This is a genomic window from Streptomyces sp. NPDC051041 (assembly GCF_044456065.1).
GTDB lineage: Bacteria > Actinomycetota > Actinomycetes > Streptomycetales > Streptomycetaceae > Streptomyces > Streptomyces glaucus.
In genome coordinates, this window is the sequence record NZ_JBITFM010000021.1 from 106158 (window position 1) to 124033 (window position 17876).

Annotated in this window: 18 protein-coding genes; 17 read left to right on the forward strand and 1 reads right to left on the reverse strand. The window is 72.5% G+C overall.

The annotated features are described in order from the left end of the window. The first annotated feature begins 131 nt into the window (after positions 1-131). The 4 genes from ACIBAI_RS25890 to nusB all read left to right on the forward strand — a co-directional run bounded on the left by ACIBAI_RS25890 (position 132) and on the right by nusB (position 3489). Entirely contained in the window at positions 132-1007 is an 876-nt protein-coding gene (locus tag ACIBAI_RS25890) for a Pro-rich N-terminal domain-containing protein (RefSeq protein ID WP_399037848.1), read from the forward strand. Between the two features lie 162 nt (positions 1008-1169). Further along, entirely contained in the window at positions 1170-2276 is a 1107-nt protein-coding gene (locus tag ACIBAI_RS25895) for an aminopeptidase P family protein (protein WP_399037849.1), read from the forward strand. Between the two features lie 209 nt (positions 2277-2485). Further along, positions 2486-3052 carry an elongation factor P gene (gene efp, locus ACIBAI_RS25900; RefSeq protein WP_399037851.1) on the forward strand — a complete coding sequence of 189 codons (567 nt, stop codon included), beginning with the start codon at positions 2486-2488 and terminating at the stop codon, positions 3050-3052. Between the two features lie 2 nt (positions 3053-3054). After that, the gene (gene nusB, locus ACIBAI_RS25905; RefSeq protein WP_399037853.1) at positions 3055-3489 is read left to right on the forward strand and encodes a transcription antitermination factor NusB; all 435 of its coding nucleotides are present in this window, start codon (positions 3055-3057) and stop codon (positions 3487-3489) included. A 345-nt stretch (positions 3490-3834) separates the two neighbouring features. Here nusB and bldD read toward each other — a convergent pair whose 3' ends face one another. Next, positions 3835-4338, reverse strand: coding sequence for a transcriptional regulator BldD (gene bldD, locus ACIBAI_RS25910; protein WP_344606358.1), 504 nt, complete (start codon positions 4336-4338; stop codon positions 3835-3837). Between the two features lie 276 nt (positions 4339-4614). Here bldD and pyrR point away from each other — a divergent pair, with 276 nt between their 5' ends. The 13 genes from pyrR to ACIBAI_RS25975 form a co-directional block, all read left to right on the forward strand. Further along, positions 4615-5184 carry a bifunctional pyr operon transcriptional regulator/uracil phosphoribosyltransferase PyrR gene (gene pyrR / locus ACIBAI_RS25915; protein WP_399037857.1) on the forward strand — a complete coding sequence of 190 codons (570 nt, stop codon included), beginning with the start codon at positions 4615-4617 and terminating at the stop codon, positions 5182-5184. A 92-nt stretch (positions 5185-5276) separates the two neighbouring features. Next, positions 5277-6257 carry an aspartate carbamoyltransferase catalytic subunit gene (locus tag ACIBAI_RS25920; protein ID WP_399037859.1) on the forward strand — a complete coding sequence of 327 codons (981 nt, stop codon included), beginning with the start codon at positions 5277-5279 and terminating at the stop codon, positions 6255-6257. 4 nt (positions 6258-6261) lie between these two features. Further along, the gene (locus ACIBAI_RS25925) at positions 6262-7548 is read left to right on the forward strand and encodes a dihydroorotase (protein ID WP_399037861.1); all 1287 of its coding nucleotides are present in this window, start codon (positions 6262-6264) and stop codon (positions 7546-7548) included. Then, entirely contained in the window at positions 7545-8114 is a 570-nt protein-coding gene (locus ACIBAI_RS25930; protein ID WP_399037864.1) for a hypothetical protein, read from the forward strand. Before ACIBAI_RS25925 ends, ACIBAI_RS25930 begins: the two co-directional genes overlap by 4 nt. Further along, positions 8111-9253, forward strand: coding sequence for a glutamine-hydrolyzing carbamoyl-phosphate synthase small subunit (carA, locus tag ACIBAI_RS25935; RefSeq protein ID WP_399037866.1), 1143 nt, complete (start codon positions 8111-8113; stop codon positions 9251-9253). The genes ACIBAI_RS25930 and carA overlap by 4 nt, the downstream gene beginning before the upstream one ends. Continuing rightward, positions 9246-12554 (forward strand): carbamoyl-phosphate synthase large subunit, encoded by a 3309-nt coding sequence (carB, locus tag ACIBAI_RS25940; protein ID WP_399037868.1) that lies wholly within the window; start codon positions 9246-9248, stop codon positions 12552-12554. The genes carA and carB overlap by 8 nt, the downstream gene beginning before the upstream one ends. A 102-nt stretch (positions 12555-12656) precedes the next feature. Further along, positions 12657-13763 carry a quinone-dependent dihydroorotate dehydrogenase gene (locus ACIBAI_RS25945; protein ID WP_399037871.1) on the forward strand — a complete coding sequence of 369 codons (1107 nt, stop codon included), beginning with the start codon at positions 12657-12659 and terminating at the stop codon, positions 13761-13763. Continuing rightward, on the forward strand, positions 13760-14599 hold the full coding sequence (pyrF, locus tag ACIBAI_RS25950; RefSeq protein WP_399037873.1) for an orotidine-5'-phosphate decarboxylase: 840 nt from the start codon (positions 13760-13762) through the stop codon (positions 14597-14599). Before ACIBAI_RS25945 ends, pyrF begins: the two co-directional genes overlap by 4 nt. A gap of 319 nt (positions 14600-14918) precedes the next feature. Further along, positions 14919-15242, forward strand: coding sequence for an integration host factor (locus ACIBAI_RS25955; protein ID WP_003977346.1), 324 nt, complete (start codon positions 14919-14921; stop codon positions 15240-15242). Positions 15243-15301: 59 nt separating this feature from the next. Further along, entirely contained in the window at positions 15302-15859 is a 558-nt protein-coding gene (gene gmk / locus ACIBAI_RS25960; protein ID WP_399037875.1) for a guanylate kinase, read from the forward strand. A 48-nt stretch (positions 15860-15907) separates the two neighbouring features. Beyond that, positions 15908-16180, forward strand: coding sequence for a DNA-directed RNA polymerase subunit omega (gene rpoZ / locus ACIBAI_RS25965; RefSeq protein ID WP_004933985.1), 273 nt, complete (start codon positions 15908-15910; stop codon positions 16178-16180). Between the two features lie 121 nt (positions 16181-16301). Further along, on the forward strand, positions 16302-17504 hold the full coding sequence (coaBC, locus tag ACIBAI_RS25970) for a bifunctional phosphopantothenoylcysteine decarboxylase/phosphopantothenate--cysteine ligase CoaBC (RefSeq protein ID WP_399037877.1): 1203 nt from the start codon (positions 16302-16304) through the stop codon (positions 17502-17504). Positions 17505-17742: 238 nt separating this feature from the next. Further along, positions 17743-17876, forward strand: a 134-nt coding sequence (locus ACIBAI_RS25975; RefSeq protein ID WP_399037885.1) for an S-adenosylmethionine synthetase N-terminal domain-containing protein, incomplete at its 3' end; no start/stop codon positions are given.

The following is a 17876-nucleotide window of genomic DNA, read 5'->3' on the forward strand; positions in this document are numbered from 1 at the left end:
GTCGTTCACCGGACGACGGCAGGGGGCGGTACCGTTCGGCCGGGGGCGGCCCCCACGCCCTTTAGGCTGTGGGGGAGAGCGGGTACCCCGCTGTCAGCGCCCATCGCCTGTACGAGACGGAGTGGCACCGGATGCAGCACGCAGTGGGTTCTCCGCTGCCGCCGCCCCACCAGCCGGGGCACGGACCGGCCGCCGGCTGGCCGCCGGCCGCACACCACCCGGGTCCGCATCACCCGGGCGCGCACCAGGGCCCCGCCCCCGTGCCCCCGCCGCCTCCCGCACCGGGGTATCCCGGGCCCCCGCCCGCACCGGCCCCGCACCCCGCGGCCCCGCGGCACGTCCCGGTACCGCCCGCGCCGGACACCACCGGGCACCTACCGCTGCCGCCCGGCGGCCCCGTCGCCGCGTCCGGCGCGCCCCCGGCCGCGCCCGCCGCCCCCGACCCGGGCACCGCCACGCTCGCCGTGCTGCTCATCGGGCCCGCGGGCGCCGGGAAGACCAGCGTCGCCAAGTACTGGGCGGACCACCGCCGGGTCCCCACCGCCCACATCAGCCTCGACGACGTGCGCGAATGGGTCCGCTCGGGCTTCGCCGACCCCCAGTCGGGGTGGAACGACAACTCCGAGGCCCAGTACCGCCTGGCCCGCCGCACCTGCGGCTTCGCCGCGCGCAACTTCCTCGCCAACGGCATCTCGTGCATCCTCGACGACGCCGTCTTCCCCGACCGTCCCGTCGTCGGGCTCGGCGGCTGGAAACGCCATGTGGGTCCCGGCCTGCTGCCGGTGGTCCTCCTGCCCGGCCTGGACGTGGTCCTGGAGCGCAACGCCGAGCGCACCGGCAACCGCCGCCTCACCGACGAGGAGGTCGCCCGCATCCACGGCCGCATGGCCGGCTGGTACGGCTCCGGCCTGCCCATCATCGACAACTCCCAGCTCGGCGTCCCGGAGACGGCCCGGGTCCTGGACGACGTGCTCGCCCGCTCGCTGGCCAGCCCGCCCAAGTGGTAGCCGCCGCGGGGACGGGCCCGCCGTAGCCGGGGCGGGCGCGGTCCCCGCGGCCGGCACCGGCGGACGCCCTGCGCGCGGACGTGCCGCTCCGCCGCCCCCGGCCACCGCCCGGTCGGCCCCGCTCGACCGGCGCCACCCGGTCGCGGCTCGTAGGCTCGGCACATGTCAGAGGTGTACGCGGCCCGCCGGACGCGGCTACGGGAACGCTGCAACGCGGGCGGCAGCGCGGCGGCGCTGGTGTCCCGGCCCGCCAACGTGCGCTACCTCGCGGGCGCCGCCCCGCGGGACGCGGTCCTGCTGCTGGGCAGGACCGAGGACCTGCTGGTGTGCGCCGGCCCCCCGGGCGACCCCTCCGTACCGGGGCGGCTCGACGAGGCCCTGCGGGTGCAGACCCTGCCGTCACCGGGCGGCGACCCGGCCGTCGTCGCCGCCGGCCTGGCCGCGGCCCAGGGCGCCGACTCGCTCGCCGTCGAGGAGCACCACCTCACCGTGGCCCGGCACCGGGCCGTCCGCGCGGTCGCGCCCCGGCTGCGGCCGGCCGACCTGGGCTGCGCGGTCGAGCAGCTCAGGGTCGTGAAGGACGAGGAGGAGATCTCCTGCCTGAGGATCGGCGCCGAGATCGCCGACCAGGCCCTGGGCGAACTGCTGGAGTCCATCCTCGTCGGCCGCACCGAACGGCACCTCGCGCTGGAACTGGAGCGGCGGCTCGTCGACCACGGCGCCGACGGGCCCGCCTTCCCGACCTCCGTGGCCGCCGGCCCCCACGCCGGCCGGCGCGGTCACCGGCCCACCGACCGGCGGGTCGAGGAGGGCGACTTCCTCTCCGTCTGCCTGGGGGCCGCCTATCGCGGCTACCGCTGCGAGATCGGCCGTACGTTCGTCATCGGCACCTCGCCCGCCGACTGGCAGATCGAGCTGTACGACCTCGTCTTCGCCGCCCAGCGCGCCGGCCGGGAGAGCCTGGTCCCCGGCGCCTCCTGCCGCGACGTGGACCGTGCCGCACGTCAGGTGCTGGACTCCGCCGGGTACGCGGAGGGCCTCCCCGCCACCATGGGGCACGGAGTCGGACTGGAAAACGACGAGGACCCGCAGCTGACCCCGGCGGCCATGGGTAAACTGGACGCTTGCGTGCCGGTCACCGTCGAACCGGGGGTCCACCTCCCGGGCCGGGGCGGCGTCCGGATCGATGACACGCTCGTCGTCCGCCCCGAGGCGGACGGCGGACCCGAGCTACTCACCATCACGACCAAGGAGCTGCTCGCGCTGTAGTGACCCAGGGAAGTCCCGGCACGTCCCCCCGCCGCCCGGCACGCACTCCCGCCGCACCGCTCGAAGCCCCCGGCAGCTCCGCTCCGGGGACCTTCGTCCGGCACACCGGGAGCACGCACCGAACGACGCGGGAACGCACCCGGACCTCCCCGGCGCCGCTCGGCCCGTGCCCCGGGGTCGTCCACGTCAGTCCAGGAGATTCCGCAACCGTGGCTTCCACGAACGACCTCAAGAACGGCATGGTGCTCAAGCTCGAAGGCGGCCAGCTCTGGTCCGTCGTCGAGTTCCAGCACGTCAAGCCCGGCAAGGGCCCGGCCTTCGTGCGCACCAAGCTCAAGAACGTGCTCTCCGGCAAGGTCGTCGACAAGACGTTCAACGCCGGCGTCAAGGTCGACACCGCCACCGTCGACAAGCGGGACATGCAGTTCTCCTACATGGACGGCGACTACTTCGTCTTCATGGACCTGGAGACCTACGACCAGCTGCACATCGACCGCAAGGTCGTCGGCGACGCCGCCAACTTCCTGATCGAGGGCTTCGAGGCCACCGTGGCCCAGCACGAGGGCGAGGTGCTCTTCGTCGAGCTCCCGGCCGCCGTCGAGCTGACCGTCGCCGAGACCGAGCCGGGCGTCCAGGGCGACCGTTCCACCGGCGGCACCAAGCCCGCCACCCTGGAGACCGGTCACCAGATCCAGGTGCCGCTCTTCATCACCACCGGTGAGAAGATCAAGGTCGACACCCGCACCAGCGACTACCTCGGCCGGGTGAACAGCTAACCGTGGCCGCCCGCAACACGGCTCGCAAGCGCGCCTTCCAGATCCTCTTCGAGGGCGACCAGCGCGGCGCCGACGTCCAGACGGTCCTCGCGGACTGGATCCGGCTCTCCCGGACCGACCCCCGGCAGCCGCCGGTGAGCGAGTACACGATGCAGCTCGTCGAGGGCTACGCGGAGCACGCGAAGCGCATCGACGAGCTGATCGCCCAGTACGCGGTCGGCTGGACGCTCGACCGGATGCCGGTCGTCGACCGGAACATCCTGCGCCTCGGCGCCTACGAGCTGATCTGGGTCGACGAGACCCCGGACGCCGTCGTCCTCGACGAGATGGTGCAGCTGGCGAAGGAGTTCTCCACGGACGAGTCGCCCTCGTTCGTCAACGGCCTGCTCGGCCGCCTGAAGGACCTGAAGCCCTCGCTGCGCCGCGAAGAGGCGTGAGAGACCGGCCAGGCCGCACAGGCACGCAGCGCGGGAGGGCCCGCAGCACGACTGCTGCGGGCCCTCCGACACGCCCGGGCGCTCTTTGCCCCGCCCCCGAGGCTCCCGACGCCCGCACAAAGCCGCCGGGGGGGGGGGGGCCCGGGGCGTCCCCCCCCCCCCCCCCCCCCGGGCGGGGGCGGGCGGGGGGGGGCGGGCCCGCCCCGGGGCCCCCCCCCCCCCCGGCGGGGGCGCCCCCCCCCCCCCCCGGGGCCCCCCCCCCCCCCCCCCCCGGGGGGGGGGGGCGCCCCCCCGTGCCCGCCCCCCCCCCCCCGGGCGCCACGTTTCTGCGGAAGGCGGGGAAGCTCAGCTCTCCTCGTGGGACGCCACCGCGCGGCGCGCGTCCGCGTCCAGCACGCCCCAGCTGATCAGCTGCTCGGTCAGGACCGAGGGCGACTGGTCGTAGATGACGGCGAGCGTGCGCAGGTCGTCCTGGCGGATCGAGAGCACCTTGCCGTTGTAGTCACCGCGCTGAGACTGGATCGTGGCGGCGTACCGCTGCAGCGGGCCCGCCTTCTCGACCGGCACGGTGGCCAGCCGCTCCAGGTCCAGGACCAGCTTCGGCGGCGGCTCGGCGGCGCCGCCCGGCGTGGTGCCCGGAAGCAGCTCCTGCACGGGAACGCCGTAGAAATCCGCCAGCTCGGCGAGGCGCTGCACGGTCACGGCACGGTCGCCGCGCTCGTACGAGCCGACCACGACGGCCTTCCAGCGTCCCTGGGACTTCTCCTCGACACCGTGGAGGGAAAGGCCCTGCTGGGTGCGGATCGCCCGGAGCTTGGCCCCGAGCTGTTTGGCGTATTCGCTGGACATATGGCTCCCCGGACACTGTGTCGACGCGACTGGCTCGATGTCCAGGCCGCGCGGCTGGTAACTCACTGTGAGGTTACGCAGCGTTACTCTCTCGCGTCAAGCCGGATGGTCCGCACCGCTCCTTCCGTGATATCGGCGGTCCGCTGGGCCGAGCGGGTGAAAAAGAGACGCCCGGGGGGTGAACGGAGCGGCCGGCGGAGCCTGCTACCGTGGATGACGCAATTCCGACGTCCTTTAAGGTCCGTCCCGTGAGGCGGAGAAGGAGGTCCGTTTCGTATGGACACGCAGTCCGATGCGCGGCCCGTTCTCGAAGGGCCCGACATCGCGCGGGTGCTGACCCGCATCGCCCACGAGATCGTCGAACGCGCCAAGGGCGCCGACGACGTCGTGCTCCTCGGCATCCCGACCCGGGGCGTCTTCCTCGCCCGGCGGCTCGCCGTCAAGCTGGAGCAGATCACCGAGCGCAAGGTCCCCTCCGGCTCGCTCGACATCACCATGTACCGCGACGACCTGCGCATGCACCCGCCGCGTGCGCTGGCCCGCACCGAGATCCCCGGTGACGGCGTCGACGGCAGGCTGGTCGTCCTCGTCGACGACGTGCTCTTCTCCGGCCGCACCATCCGCGCCGCCCTCGACGCGCTGAACGACATCGGGCGCCCCCGCGCGGTGCAGCTCGCGGTCCTCGTCGACCGCGGCCACCGCGAGCTGCCCATCCGCGCCGACTACGTCGGCAAGAACCTCCCCACGTCGCTGCGGGAGACGGTCAAGGTCCAGCTCGCCGAGGAGGACGGCCGCGACACCGTGCTGCTCGGCGCGAGGCGGACCGCCGCGGGCACGCAGCACTGACGCAGGGCCGTACGCCGCCGTCGTACGGCCGTCCCCGCACGCCCCCGCGTGCCCGAATTCTCCTGAATGAACTTCCTTACGGAGCCTGCACGATGCAGCGTCACCTCATCTCGGCCGCCGACCTCACCCGCGACGACGCCGTCCTGATCCTCGACACCGCCGAGGAGATGGCCAGGGTCGCCGACCGGCCGATCAAGAAGCTGCCGACCCTGCGCGGCCGCACGATCGTCAACCTCTTCTTCGAGGACTCCACGCGGACCCGGATCTCCTTCGAGGCCGCCGAGAAGCGGCTGTCCGCGGACGTCATCAACTTCTCCGCCAAGGGGTCGTCGGTGTCGAAGGGCGAGTCCCTGAAGGACACCGCCCAGACCCTGGAAGCCATGGGCGTCGACGCCGTCGTCATCCGGCACGGCGCCTCCGGCGCCCCGTACCGCCTCGCCAACTCCGGCTGGATCGACGCCGTCGTCGTCAACGCCGGCGACGGCACCCACCAGCACCCCACCCAGGCCCTGCTGGACGCCTTCACCATGCGCCGCCGCCTGGTCGGGCGGGACGCCGGGATCGGCCAGGACCTCGCCGGCCGGCGCGTCACGATCGTCGGCGACGTCCTGCACAGCCGGGTCGCCCGCTCCAACGTCGACCTGCTGCACACCCTCGGCGCCGAGGTCACCCTGGTCGCCCCGCCGACCCTGCTGCCGGTCGGCGTCGGGTCCTGGCCGTGCGAGGTGTCGTACGACCTCGACTCCACGCTGCCCAAGTCCGACGCGGTGATGATGCTGCGCGTCCAGCGCGAGCGCATGAACGCCGCCTTCTTCCCGACCGAGCGCGAGTACTCGCGCCGCTACGGCCTCGACGGCGACCGCATGGCGCGGATGCCCGAGCACGCCATCGTGATGCACCCCGGCCCGATGGTCCGCGGCATGGAGATCACCGCCGAGGTCGCCGACTCCGACCGCTGCACCGTCGTCGAGCAGGTCGCCAACGGCGTCTCCATCCGGATGGCCGTGCTCTACCTGCTGCTCGGGGGCAACGAACCCGCCGTCACCCACACCCGCACCACGGAGGAGAAGTAAGACCATGAGCAAGACCCTGATCCGCGGTGCGCGGGTGCTCGGCGGCGCACCGCAGGACGTGCTGATCGACGGCGGGACCATCGCCGAGGTGGGCGCGGGCCTGAGCGCCGGGGGCGCCGAGGTCGTCGAGGCCGACGGCAAGGTGCTGCTGCCGGGCCTGGTCGACCTGCACACCCACCTGCGCGAGCCCGGCCGTGAGGACTCCGAGACCGTGCTCACCGGCACGCGCGCGGCGGCCTCCGGCGGCTACACCGCCGTGTTCGCCATGGCGAACACCTTCCCCGTGGCCGACACGGCCGGCGTCGTCGAGCAGGTCTGGCGGCTCGGCCGGGAGCACGGCTACTGCGACGTGCAGCCCGTCGGCGCCGTCACCGTCGGCCTGGAGGGGCGCAACCTCGCCGAGCTGGGCGCCATGCACGAGTCGGCCGCCGGCGTCACCGTCTTCTCCGACGACGGCAAGTGCGTCCACGACGCCGTGATCATGCGCCGGGCCCTGGAGTACGTGAAGGCCTTCGGCGGCGTCGTCGCCCAGCACGCGCAGGAGCCGCGCCTGACCGAGGGCGCCCAGATGAACGAGGGCGTCGTCTCCGCCGAGCTGGGGCTCGGCGGCTGGCCCGCGGTGGCCGAGGAGTCGATCATCGCCCGCGACGTCCTGCTCGCCGACCACGTCGGCTCCCGCGTGCACATCTGCCACCTGTCGACCGCCGGGTCCGTGGAGATCGTCCGCTGGGCCAAGTCCCGCGGCATCCAGGTCACCGCCGAGGTCACCCCCCACCATCTCCTGCTCACCGACGAGCTGGTGCGCACCTACGACCCGGTCTACAAGGTCAACCCGCCGCTGCGCACCGAGCGCGACGTGATGGCGCTGCGCGAGGCGCTCGCCGACGGCACGATCGACATCGTCGCCACCGACCACGCCCCGCACCCGCACGAGGACAAGGACTGCGAGTGGGCCGCCGCCGCCATGGGCATGGTCGGCCTGGAGACCGCGCTGTCGGTGGTCCAGGAGACCATGGTCGACACGGGCCTGCTGGACTGGGCCGGCGTCGCCGACCGGATGTCCTTCACGCCCGCGCGGATCGGCCGGGCCACCGGGCACGGCCGTCCCGTCTCGGCAGGTGAGCCCGCCAACCTCGTCCTCGTCGACACGGCATACCGTGGCCGGGTGGACCCCGCGGACTTCGCCTCGCGCAGCCGCAACACCCCCTACGAGGGGCGCGAGCTGCCGGGCCGTGTGACGCACACCTGGCTGCGGGGCAAGGCCACGCTCGTCGACGGGAAGCTCACATGACACCTGTGATCCTGCTGGCCGCCGAGAGGGAATCGGCGGAAGTGACCGACTGGGCGGCCCGCATCGGCTGGGTCGTCGGCCTCGCCCTGTTCGTCGCGCTCGTCTACTGGCTGATGCGCGAGGGCTGGAAGTGGCGCGGCACCCTCCAGGGCGACCTGCCCGACCTGCCCGTCGCGCCCGTCGAACCGGGCGAGCCGAGACTGACGACGAGCGGCCGCTACCACGGCTCGACCACCGCCGGGCAGTGGCTGGACCGCATCGTGGCGCACGGCCTGGGCACCCGCAGCCGTGTCGAGCTCACGCTGACGGACGCGGGCCTGGACGTCGTGCGCCCCGGCGCGACGGACTTCTTCGTCCCCGCCGCCGCGCTGCGCGGTGCCCGGCTCGACAAGGGCATCGCCGGCAAGGTCCTCACCGAGGGCGGTCTCCTCGTGGTGACCTGGGCCCACGGCGGGAAACTGATCGACTCCGGCTTCCGCTCCGACCGGGCGGCCGAGCACAACGCGTGGGTCGACGCGATCAACTCCATGAGCAACACGAACACGACGGAAGGCGCCGAACGATGACGACCTCCACAAGGGGAGCCGGCAAGACTCCCGCCGTACTCGTCCTGGAGGACGGCCGGATCTTCCGCGGCCGTGCCTACGGAGCGGTGGGGGAGACCTTCGGCGAGGCGGTGTTCTCCACCGGCATGACCGGCTACCAGGAGACCCTCACCGACCCGTCGTACCACCGCCAGGTCGTGGTGATGACCGCCCCGCACGTCGGCAACACCGGCGTCAACGACGAGGACCCCGAGTCGAGGCGGATCTGGGTGGCGGGGTACGTCGTACGGGACCCCGCGCGCGTGCCGTCCAGCTGGCGCGCCCGGCGCACGCTGGACGAGGAACTGGCCGCGCAGGGCGTGGTCGGCATCGCCGGCGTCGACACCCGGGCGCTGACCCGGCACCTGCGCGAGCGGGGCGCCATGCGCGTGGGCATCTTCAGCGGCGACGCGATCCGGGACGACGCCACGCTGCTGGCCCGCGTCCAGGAGGCTCCCCAGATGACGGGCGCCGACCTGTCCGCCGAGGTCGCCACCACCGAGCCGTACGTCGTCCCGGCGATCGGCGCGAAGCGGCTCACCGTCGCCGCGGTCGACCTGGGCATCAAGGGCATGACCCCGTACCGCATGGCCCAGCGCGGCATCGAGGTGCACGTGCTGCCCGCCACGGCGACCGTCGAGGACGTGTACGCCGTGGACCCGGACGGGGTGTTCTTCTCCAACGGCCCCGGCGACCCCGCCACCGCCGACCACCCCGTCTCCGTCATGCAGGGCGTCCTGGAGCGCGGCACCCCGCTGTTCGGGATCTGCTTCGGCAACCAGATCCTGGGCCGCGCGCTCGGCTTCGGCACCTACAAGCTGAAGTACGGCCACCGCGGCATCAACCAGCCCGTGCAGGACCGCACGACCGGCAAGGTCGAGGTCACCGCGCACAACCACGGCTTCGCCGTCGACGCCCCGCTCGACGAGGTCTCCGAGACCCCCTTCGGCCGCGCCGAGGTCTCCCACGTCTGCCTCAACGACAACGTGGTGGAGGGCCTCCGGCTCCTCGACAAGCCGGCCTTCAGCGTCCAGTACCACCCCGAAGCGGCGGCCGGCCCGCACGACGCCGCCTACCTGTTCGACCGCTTCGTGAAGCTCATGGAGGGCCAGCGTGCCTAAGCGCACCGATATCCAGTCCGTCCTGGTCATCGGCTCCGGCCCGATCGTCATCGGCCAGGCCGCCGAGTTCGACTACTCCGGCACCCAGGCGTGCCGCGTGCTCAAGGCCGAGGGCCTGCGCGTCATCCTGGTCAACTCCAACCCGGCGACGATCATGACCGACCCGGAGATCGCCGACGCCACCTACGTCGAGCCGATCACCCCCGAGTTCGTCGAGAAGATCATCGCCAAGGAGCGGCCGGACGCCCTGCTGCCCACCCTGGGCGGCCAGACGGCCCTCAACACCGCGATCTCGCTGCACGAGAGCGGGGTCCTGGAGAAGTACGGCGTCGAGCTCATCGGCGCCAACGTCGAGGCCATCCACAAGGGCGAGGACCGCGAGCGGTTCAAGGAGGTCGTGGAGGAGGTCCGCAGGAAGATCGGGCACGGCGAGTCCGCCCGCTCGGTCATCTGCCACACCATGGACGAGGTCCTCGCCGGCGTCGAGGAGCTCGGCGGCTACCCGGTCGTGGTCCGCCCCTCCTTCACCATGGGCGGCGCCGGTTCCGGCTTCGCGCACGACGAGGAGGAGCTGCGCCGCATCGCGGGCACCGGTCTCGCGCTCTCGCCCACCACCGAGGTGCTCCTGGAGGAGTCCATCCTCGGCTGGAAGGAGTACGAGCTGGAGCTGATGCGCGACAAGCACGACAACGTCGTGGTCGTCTGCTCCATCGAGAACTTCGACCCGATGGGCGTGCACACCGGTGACTCGATCACGGTGGCGCCGGCGATGACGCTGACCGACCGGGAGTACCAGATCCTGCGGGACGTCGGCATCGCGGTGATCCGCGAGGTCGGCGTGGACACCGGCGGCTGCAACATCCAGTTCGCGGTGAACCCGGCCGACGGGCGGGTGATCGTCATCGAGATGAACCCGCGCGTGTCGCGCTCCTCGGCGCTCGCCTCCAAGGCGACCGGCTTCCCGATCGCCAAGATCGCGGCCAAGCTCGCCGTCGGCTACACCCTGGACGAGATCCCGAACGACATCACGCAGGAGACGCCGGCCTCCTTCGAGCCGACCCTGGACTACGTGGTCGTCAAGGCGCCCCGGTTCGCGTTCGAGAAGTTCCCGCAGGCCGACTCGACGCTGACGACGACGATGAAGTCGGTCGGCGAGGCGATGGCGATCGGCCGCAACTTCACCGAGGCGTTCCAGAAGGCGCTGCGCTCGCTGGAGAAGAAGGGCAGCCAGTTCACCTTCGTCGGCGACCCCGGCGACAAGGACCGGCTGCTTCAGGAGTCCCGGCGCCCCACCGACGGCCGGATCAACACGGTCATGCAGGCCATCCGCGCGGGCGCCACGGCGGAGGAGGTCTTCGAGGCCACGCGGATCGACCCCTGGTTCGTCGACCAGCTCTTCCTGATCAAGGAGATCGCCGACGACCTGGCGGCCGCCCCGGAGCTGACCGCGGACCTGCTCGCCGAGGCCAAGCGGCACGGCTTCTCCGACCAGCAGATCGCCGAGATCCGCGGCCTGCGCGAGGACGTGGTGCGCGAGGTGCGGCACGCGCTGGGCATCCGCCCGGTGTACAAGACGGTCGACACCTGCGCGGCGGAGTTCGCCGCGAAGACGCCGTACTTCTACTCCTCCTACGACGAGGAGAGCGAGGTCGCCCCGCGCGAGAAGCCGGCCGTGATCATCCTGGGGTCGGGGCCGAACCGCATCGGCCAGGGCATCGAGTTCGACTACTCGTGCGTGCACGCCTCCTTCGCGCTGAGCGAGGCCGGGTACGAGACGGTGATGGTCAACTGCAACCCGGAGACGGTCTCCACCGACTACGACACCTCCGACCGGCTGTACTTCGAGCCGCTGACGCTGGAGGACGTGCTGGAGATCGTGCACGCCGAGCGGCAGGCCGGCCCCGTCGCGGGCGTCGTCGTGCAGCTGGGCGGGCAGACCCCGCTGGGCCTGGCGCAGGCGCTGAAGGACAACGGCGTGCCCATCGTCGGCACGCCTCCGGAGGCGATCCACGCGGCCGAGGACCGGGGCGCCTTCGGGCGGGTGCTGGCCGAGGCGGGCCTGCCGGCCCCCAAGCACGGCACCGCCACCACCTTCGCCGAGGCCAAGGCGATCGCCGACGAGATCGGCTACCCGGTCCTGGTCCGCCCCTCCTACGTGCTGGGCGGGCGGGGCATGGAGATCGTGTACGACGAGACCCGGCTCCAGTCCTACATCGCGGAGTCGACCGAGATCAGCCCGTCCCGGCCGGTGCTGGTGGACCGGTTCCTCGACGACGCGATCGAGATCGACGTCGACGCGCTGTACGACGGCGAGGAGCTGTACCTCGGCGGCGTGATGGAGCACATCGAGGAAGCCGGCATCCACTCCGGCGACTCCGCGTGCGCGCTGCCGCCGATCACGCTGGGCGGCTTCGACATCAAGCGGCTGCGGACCTCCACGGAGGCCATCGCGCGCGGGGTCGGCGTGCGCGGTCTGATCAACATCCAGTTCGCCATGGCCGGGGACATCCTCTACGTCCTGGAGGCCAACCCGCGCGCCTCGCGCACCGTGCCCTTCACCTCCAAGGCCACCGCGGTGCCGCTGGCCAAGGCCGCCGCCCGGATCTCGCTGGGCGCGACCATCGCCGAGCTGCGCGCCGAGGGACTGCTGCCGGCCCGCGGGGACGGCGGCGAGCTGCCGCTGGACGCGCCGATCTCCGTCAAGGAGGCCGTGCTGCCCTGGAGCCGGTTCCGGGACGCCTCCGGCCGGGGCGTCGACACCGTCCTGGGCCCGGAGATGCGCTCCACCGGCGAGGTGATGGGCATCGACTCCGTCTTCGGCACCGCCTACGCCAAGTCCCAGGCGGGCGCCTACGGGCCGCTGCCGACCAAGGGGCGGGCGTTCATCTCGGTCGCCAACCGGGACAAGCGCTCGATGATCTTCCCGGCGCGTGAGCTGGTCGCGCACGGCTTCGAGCTGCTGGCCACCTCCGGCACCGCCGAGGTGCTCAAGCGCAACGGCATCCACGCCACCGTGGTGCGCAAGCAGTCCGAGGGCCCCGGCCCGAACGGCGAGAAGACCATCGTCCAGCTCATCCACGACGGCGAGGTCGACCTCATCGTCAACACCCCCTACGGCACCGGCGGCCGCCTGGACGGCTACGACATCCGCACCGCGGCCGTGGCCCGCTCCGTGCCCTGCCTGACCACCGTCCAGGCCCTGGCCGCCGCGGTCCAGGGCATCGACGCCCTCCACCACGGCGACGTCGGCGTCCGCTCCCTCCAGGAACACGCGGAATTCCTGATCGCGGCCCGCGACTGACGGACCCGAGGGGGACACCGGGAACGGTGTCCCCCTCTTCATGAGCCCCCTTCACAGCCCTCCCACGGGCCCCTGGACGAGGACACCCGGGACACCCACACCATGTACAAGCTCTTCTTCCGCCTGGTCTTCCAGCGGATGGACCCCGAGCGGGCCCACCACCTGGCCTTCCGCTGGATCCGCCTCGCCGCCCGCATCCCGGTGCTGCGCACCTTCCTCGCCGCCGCGCTCGCGCCCCGCCACGAGGAACTGCGCACCGAGGCGTTCGGGCTGCGCATGCACGGCCCCTTCGGGCTCGCCGCCGGCTTCGACAAGAACGCGGCCGGCATCGACGGGATGGCGATGCTCGGCTTCGACCACGTCGAGATCGGCACCGTGACGGGGGAGCCGCAGCCCGGCAACCCCAGGAAGCGGCTGTTCCGGCTCGTCGCCGACCGGGCGCTGATCAACCGCATGGGCTTCAACAACGACGGTTCGCTGGACGTCGCCGCACGGCTGGCCGCCCGCAGGCCCGTCTTCCGGACCGTGGTGGGCGTCAACATCGGCAAGACGAAGGCGGTGCCGGAGGCCGAGGCCGTCGGCGACTACGTGAAGTCGGCCGAGCGGCTGGCGCCGTACGCCGACTACCTGGTCGTGAACGTGTCGTCGCCCAACACGCCCGGCCTGCGCGACCTGCAGGCCGTCGACCGGCTGCGCCCCCTGCTGAGCGCCGTCCGCGAGGCAGCCGACCGCCGGGTGCCGAACCGCCGCGTCCCGCTGCTGGTGAAGATCGCGCCGGACCTCGCCGACGAGGACGTCGACGCCGTCGCCGACCTCGCCGTCGAGCTGGGTCTGGACGGGATCATCGCCACGAACACCACCATCGCGCGCGAGGGACTCGGTCTGACGGCCCCGCCGTCCCTGGTGAAGGAGACCGGGGGGCTGTCCGGGGCGCCCCTGAAGGCGCGCTCCCTGGAGGTGCTGCGCCGCCTCTACGCGCGCGTGGGCGACCGCATCACCCTGGTGGGCGTCGGCGGCATCGAGACCGCCGAGGACGCCTGGCAGCGCATCCTCGCCGGCGCCACGCTCGTCCAGGGCTACAGCGCCTTCGTCTACGAGGGGCCCTTCTGGGCCCGCGCCGTCCACAAGGGGCTCGCCGCACGCCTGCGCCGGAGCCCGTACGCCACCCTCGCCGACGCGGTCGGCGCCGATGTGAGGAGGACGGCATGACCGAGGCCTTCGGAGCGCGGCTGCGCCGCGCCATGGACGAACGCGGCCCCCTGTGCGTCGGCATCGACCCGCACGCCTCGCTGCTCGCCGACTGGGGCCTGGCCGACGACGTGGCGGGCCTGGAGCGGTTCAGCCGCACCGTCGTCGAGGCGCTGGCCGGCCGGGTCGCCGTGCTCAAGCCGCAGAGCGCGTTCTTCGAGCGGTTCGGCTCGCGCGGCATCGCCGTCCTGGAGACGACGGTGCGCGAGGCCCGGGAGGCCGGCGCGCTGGTCGTGATGGACGCCAAGCGCGGCGACATCGGCTCCACCATGGCCGCGTACGCCGAGTCCTTCCTGCACCGGGACGCCCCGCTGTTCTCGGACGCGCTCACCGTCTCCCCGTACCTCGGCTACGGCTCGCTGAGCCCGGCCGTCGCGCTGGCGCGCGAGAGCGGCGCGGGGCTGTTCGTGCTGGCGCTGACCTCCAATCCGGAGGGCGGCGAGGTCCAGCACGCGGTCCGCGCCGACGGCCGCGGCGTCGGCGCCACCATGCTGGCCCACCTGGCCGCCGAGAACGCGGGGGAGGAGCCCCTGGGCTCCTTCGGCGCGGTGGTCGGCGCCACGCTCGGCGACCTGTCCGCGTACGACCTGGACATCAACGGCCCGCTCCTGGCGCCCGGCATCGGCGCCCAGGGGGCCACCCCGGCCGACCTCCCCCGGGTGTTCCGCGCCGCGGTGCGCAACGTCGTGCCGAACGTCAGCCGGGGCGTGCTGCGGCACGGTCCGGACGCCGGCGCGCTGCGCGCCGCCGCGGACCGGTTCGCGGAGGAGATCCGGGCCGCGGTCGCCCGCGGGTGACCCCTGCGGGGGCGCCGTGGTGGAATGCGGGAGTCCTCCATCGGACGGCTCGGGGCCGACCTGGGCCTGGATACAAGCTCAAAACGAGGGCATTATGTCCTCAATGCCCGACCTCACGGAGGCTGACCAGGACTTTTCCGCTGTTCTCGCTGACTCTGGCGGACTTGCCCGCTAGTCTCCGACGAGTGGGAGCACCTCCATGCCCTCGAGGCAGGGGGAGAGAACGGGCAAGCGTGTTGTTCGTGGCTCCCCAGGTGTGGGGCGACTAGGTTCCTCACCGGTCCGTATCCGACAGTTCGACATCCGAGGTGACGTAGGCGTGGCTCTTCCGCCCCTTACCCCTGAACAGCGCGCAGCCGCGCTCGAAAAGGCCGCCGCGGCTCGCCGGGAGCGGGCCGAGGTCAAGAATCGACTCAAGCACTCCGGCGCCTCCCTCCACGAGGTCATCAAGCAGGGCCAGGAGAACGACGTCATCGGCAAGATGAAGGTCTCCGCCCTCCTTGAGTCCCTGCCGGGCGTGGGCAAGGTCCGCGCCAAGCAGATCATGGAGCGACTCGGCATCTCCGAGAGCCGTCGTGTGCGCGGCCTCGGCTCCAACCAGATCGCCTCCCTGGAGCGCGAGTTCGGCAGCACGGGCTCCTGACCCCGGCCGCGGCCGGAAGGGAGTCCCGGGTCCGCCGGGATTGCTGGAATAATCGCTGCATGAGTGAACGTCCGCGGCTGACCGTGCTCTCCGGCCCCTCCGGGGTCGGCAAGAGCACGGTCGTCGCCCATATGCGCAAGGAACATCCCGAGGTCTGGCTCTCCGTGTCGGCGACGACGCGCAGGCCCCGGCCCGGTGAGCAGCACGGGGTCCACTACTTCTTCGTCACCGACGAGGAGATGGACAAGCTCATCGCCAACGGCGAACTGCTGGAGTGGGCCGAGTTCGCCGGCAACCGCTACGGCACGCCGCGTGCGGCCGTGCTGGAGCGCCTGGAGGCGGGCGAGCCGGTCCTGCTGGAGATCGACCTGCAGGGCGCGCGGCAGGTCCGCGCGTCCATGCCGGAGGCCCGGCTGGTGTTCCTGGCTCCGCCCTCCTGGGAGGAGCTCGTGCGCAGACTCACCGGACGCGGGACCGAGCCGCCCGAGGTGATCGAACGCCGTCTCGCGGCGGCGAGGATCGAGCTGGCGGCCGAGCCGGAGTTCGACGAGACCCTGGTCAACACCTCCGTCGAGGACGTGGCGCGCGAGCTGCTAGCCTTGATGGACGTCGTGTGATCGTCGCTGATCCTGACTGATTCTTTCCCATCCATCGGAAGGTAGAGCGTGTCCTCTTCCATCTCCGCGCCCGAGGGCATCATCAACCCGCCGATCGACGAGCTCCTCGAGGCCACCGACTCGAAGTACAGCCTCGTGATCTACGCGGCCAAGCGTGCCCGTCAGATCAACGCGTACTACTCGCAGCTCGGCGAGGGTCTCCTCGAGTACGTCGGTCCCCTCGTCGACACCCACGTCCACGAGAAGCCGCTCTCGATCGCCCTGCGCGAGATCAACGCGGGGCTGCTGACCTCCGAGGCCGTCGAGGGCCCGGGGCAGTAGTTCCCTCAGTCCGTAGCTGACTTCTCCACAGGCCCGGCAGCGCGACTGCCGGGCCTGCGGTGTGTGATGGACTCCCGCGCCGGGAGCCGCGGCGCACGTTTCCGAGGTCCGGGGAGAGACGGTGGACAAACCGAAGGTCGTTCTGGGGGTCAGCGGCGGCATCGCCGCGTACAAGGCCTGTGAGCTGCTGCGCAGGCTGACGGAGTCGGGTCACGACGTCCGGGTCGTCCCCACCGCCTCCGCGCTGCGCTTCGTCGGCGCCGCCACCTGGTCCGCGCTCTCCGGCAACCCGGTCTCCACCGAGGTCTGGGACGACGTCCACGAGGTCCCGCACGTCCGCATCGGCCAGCACGCCGACCTGGTGGTCGTCGCCCCGGCCACGGCGGACACGCTGGCCAGGGCGGCTCACGGGCTCGCCGACGACCTCCTCACCAACACCCTGCTCACCGCCCGCTGCCCGGTCGTCTTCGCCCCCGCCATGCACACGGAGATGTGGGAGCACCCGGCCACCCAGGAGAACGTGGCGACGCTGCGCCGCCGCGGCGCCGTCGTCATCGAGCCGGCCGTCGGCCGGCTCACCGGCGCCGACACCGGCAAGGGCCGCCTGCCCGACCCGGCGGAGATCTTCGAGGTCTGCCGCCGCGTGCTCGCCCGGGGCGCGGCCGAGCCGGACCTCGTGGGCCGGCACGTCGTCGTCAGCGCCGGCGGCACCCGCGAGCCCCTGGATCCGGTCCGCTTCCTCGGCAACCGCTCCTCCGGCAAGCAGGGCTACGCCCTCGCCCGCACCGCCGCCGCGCGCGGCGCCCGCGTCACGCTGATCGCGGCGAACACCTCGCTGCCGGATCCGGCGGGTGTGGACGTCGTGCCCGTGGGGACGGCCGTACAGCTGCGCGAGGCGGTGCTGGGAGCGGCCGCCGACGCCGACGCGGTGGTCATGGCGGCGGCGGTCGCGGACTTCCGTCCGGCGGTCTACGCCGCCGGGAAGATCAAGAAGAAGGACGACCAGGACCCCGAGCCCGTCGCCCTGGTGCGCAATCCGGACATCCTCGCGGAGATCTCGGGCAGCCGCGCCCGCCCCGGCCAGGTGATCGTCGGCTTCGCCGCCGAGACGGACGAGGTGCTGGCCAACGGCCGCGCCAAGTTGAAGCGCAAGGGATGCGATCTGCTGGTGGTGAACGAGGTGGGGGAGCGCAAGACGTTCGGCTCCGAGGAGAACGAGGCCGTGGTGCTCGGCGCCGACGGCAGCGAGACCCCCGTGCCGCACGGGCCGAAGGAGGCCCTGGCCGACACGGTGTGGGACCTGGTCGCCGCGCGGCTGAGCTGAAGATCCCCTCCGCTCGGGACACGCCCGGGCCTCGCGCATCCGGGCGTGGCGCCCCTGGCCAAGGCCGCTCGCCATTGGGCAGAATGCCCGTGCCGCAGGTCACAGCCCTCCCGAGAGACGAGACGGGGGTCCCGTGACCGAACGCGACCGATAAACTGTTCTCGGACGACGCCGGGTGCAGCTCCCCGTGCCGTCCGCCCATGATCAGCCAGCAGCCGCTGCAACCCCAGGGAGCGTTGTGTCCCGTCGCCTGTTCACCTCGGAGTCCGTGACCGAAGGTCACCCCGACAAGATCGCTGACCAGATCAGCGACACCATCCTCGACGCGCTGCTCAAGGAGGACCCGGCCTCCCGGGTCGCCGTCGAGACCCT

Bases quoted from the DNA above. Each gene is read 5' to 3' on its own strand.
- ACIBAI_RS25890 (WP_399037848.1), top strand. From the start codon at position 132: ATGCAGCACGCAGTGGGTTCTCCGCTGCCGCCGCCCCACCAGCCGGGG.
- ACIBAI_RS25895 (WP_399037849.1), top strand. From the start codon at position 1,170: ATGTCAGAGGTGTACGCGGCCCGCCGGACGCGGCTACGGGAACGCTGC.
- bldD (WP_344606358.1), bottom strand. From the start codon at position 4,338: ATGTCCAGCGAATACGCCAAACAGCTCGGGGCCAAGCTCCGGGCGATC.
- pyrR (WP_399037857.1), top strand. From the start codon at position 4,615: ATGGACACGCAGTCCGATGCGCGGCCCGTTCTCGAAGGGCCCGACATC.
- ACIBAI_RS25920 (WP_399037859.1), top strand. From the start codon at position 5,277: ATGCAGCGTCACCTCATCTCGGCCGCCGACCTCACCCGCGACGACGCC.
- ACIBAI_RS25925 (WP_399037861.1), top strand. From the start codon at position 6,262: ATGAGCAAGACCCTGATCCGCGGTGCGCGGGTGCTCGGCGGCGCACCG.
- ACIBAI_RS25930 (WP_399037864.1), top strand. From the start codon at position 7,545: ATGACACCTGTGATCCTGCTGGCCGCCGAGAGGGAATCGGCGGAAGTG.
- carA (WP_399037866.1), top strand. From the start codon at position 8,111: ATGACGACCTCCACAAGGGGAGCCGGCAAGACTCCCGCCGTACTCGTC.
- ACIBAI_RS25945 (WP_399037871.1), top strand. From the start codon at position 12,657: ATGTACAAGCTCTTCTTCCGCCTGGTCTTCCAGCGGATGGACCCCGAG.
- pyrF (WP_399037873.1), top strand. From the start codon at position 13,760: ATGACCGAGGCCTTCGGAGCGCGGCTGCGCCGCGCCATGGACGAACGC.
- gmk (WP_399037875.1), top strand. From the start codon at position 15,302: ATGAGTGAACGTCCGCGGCTGACCGTGCTCTCCGGCCCCTCCGGGGTC.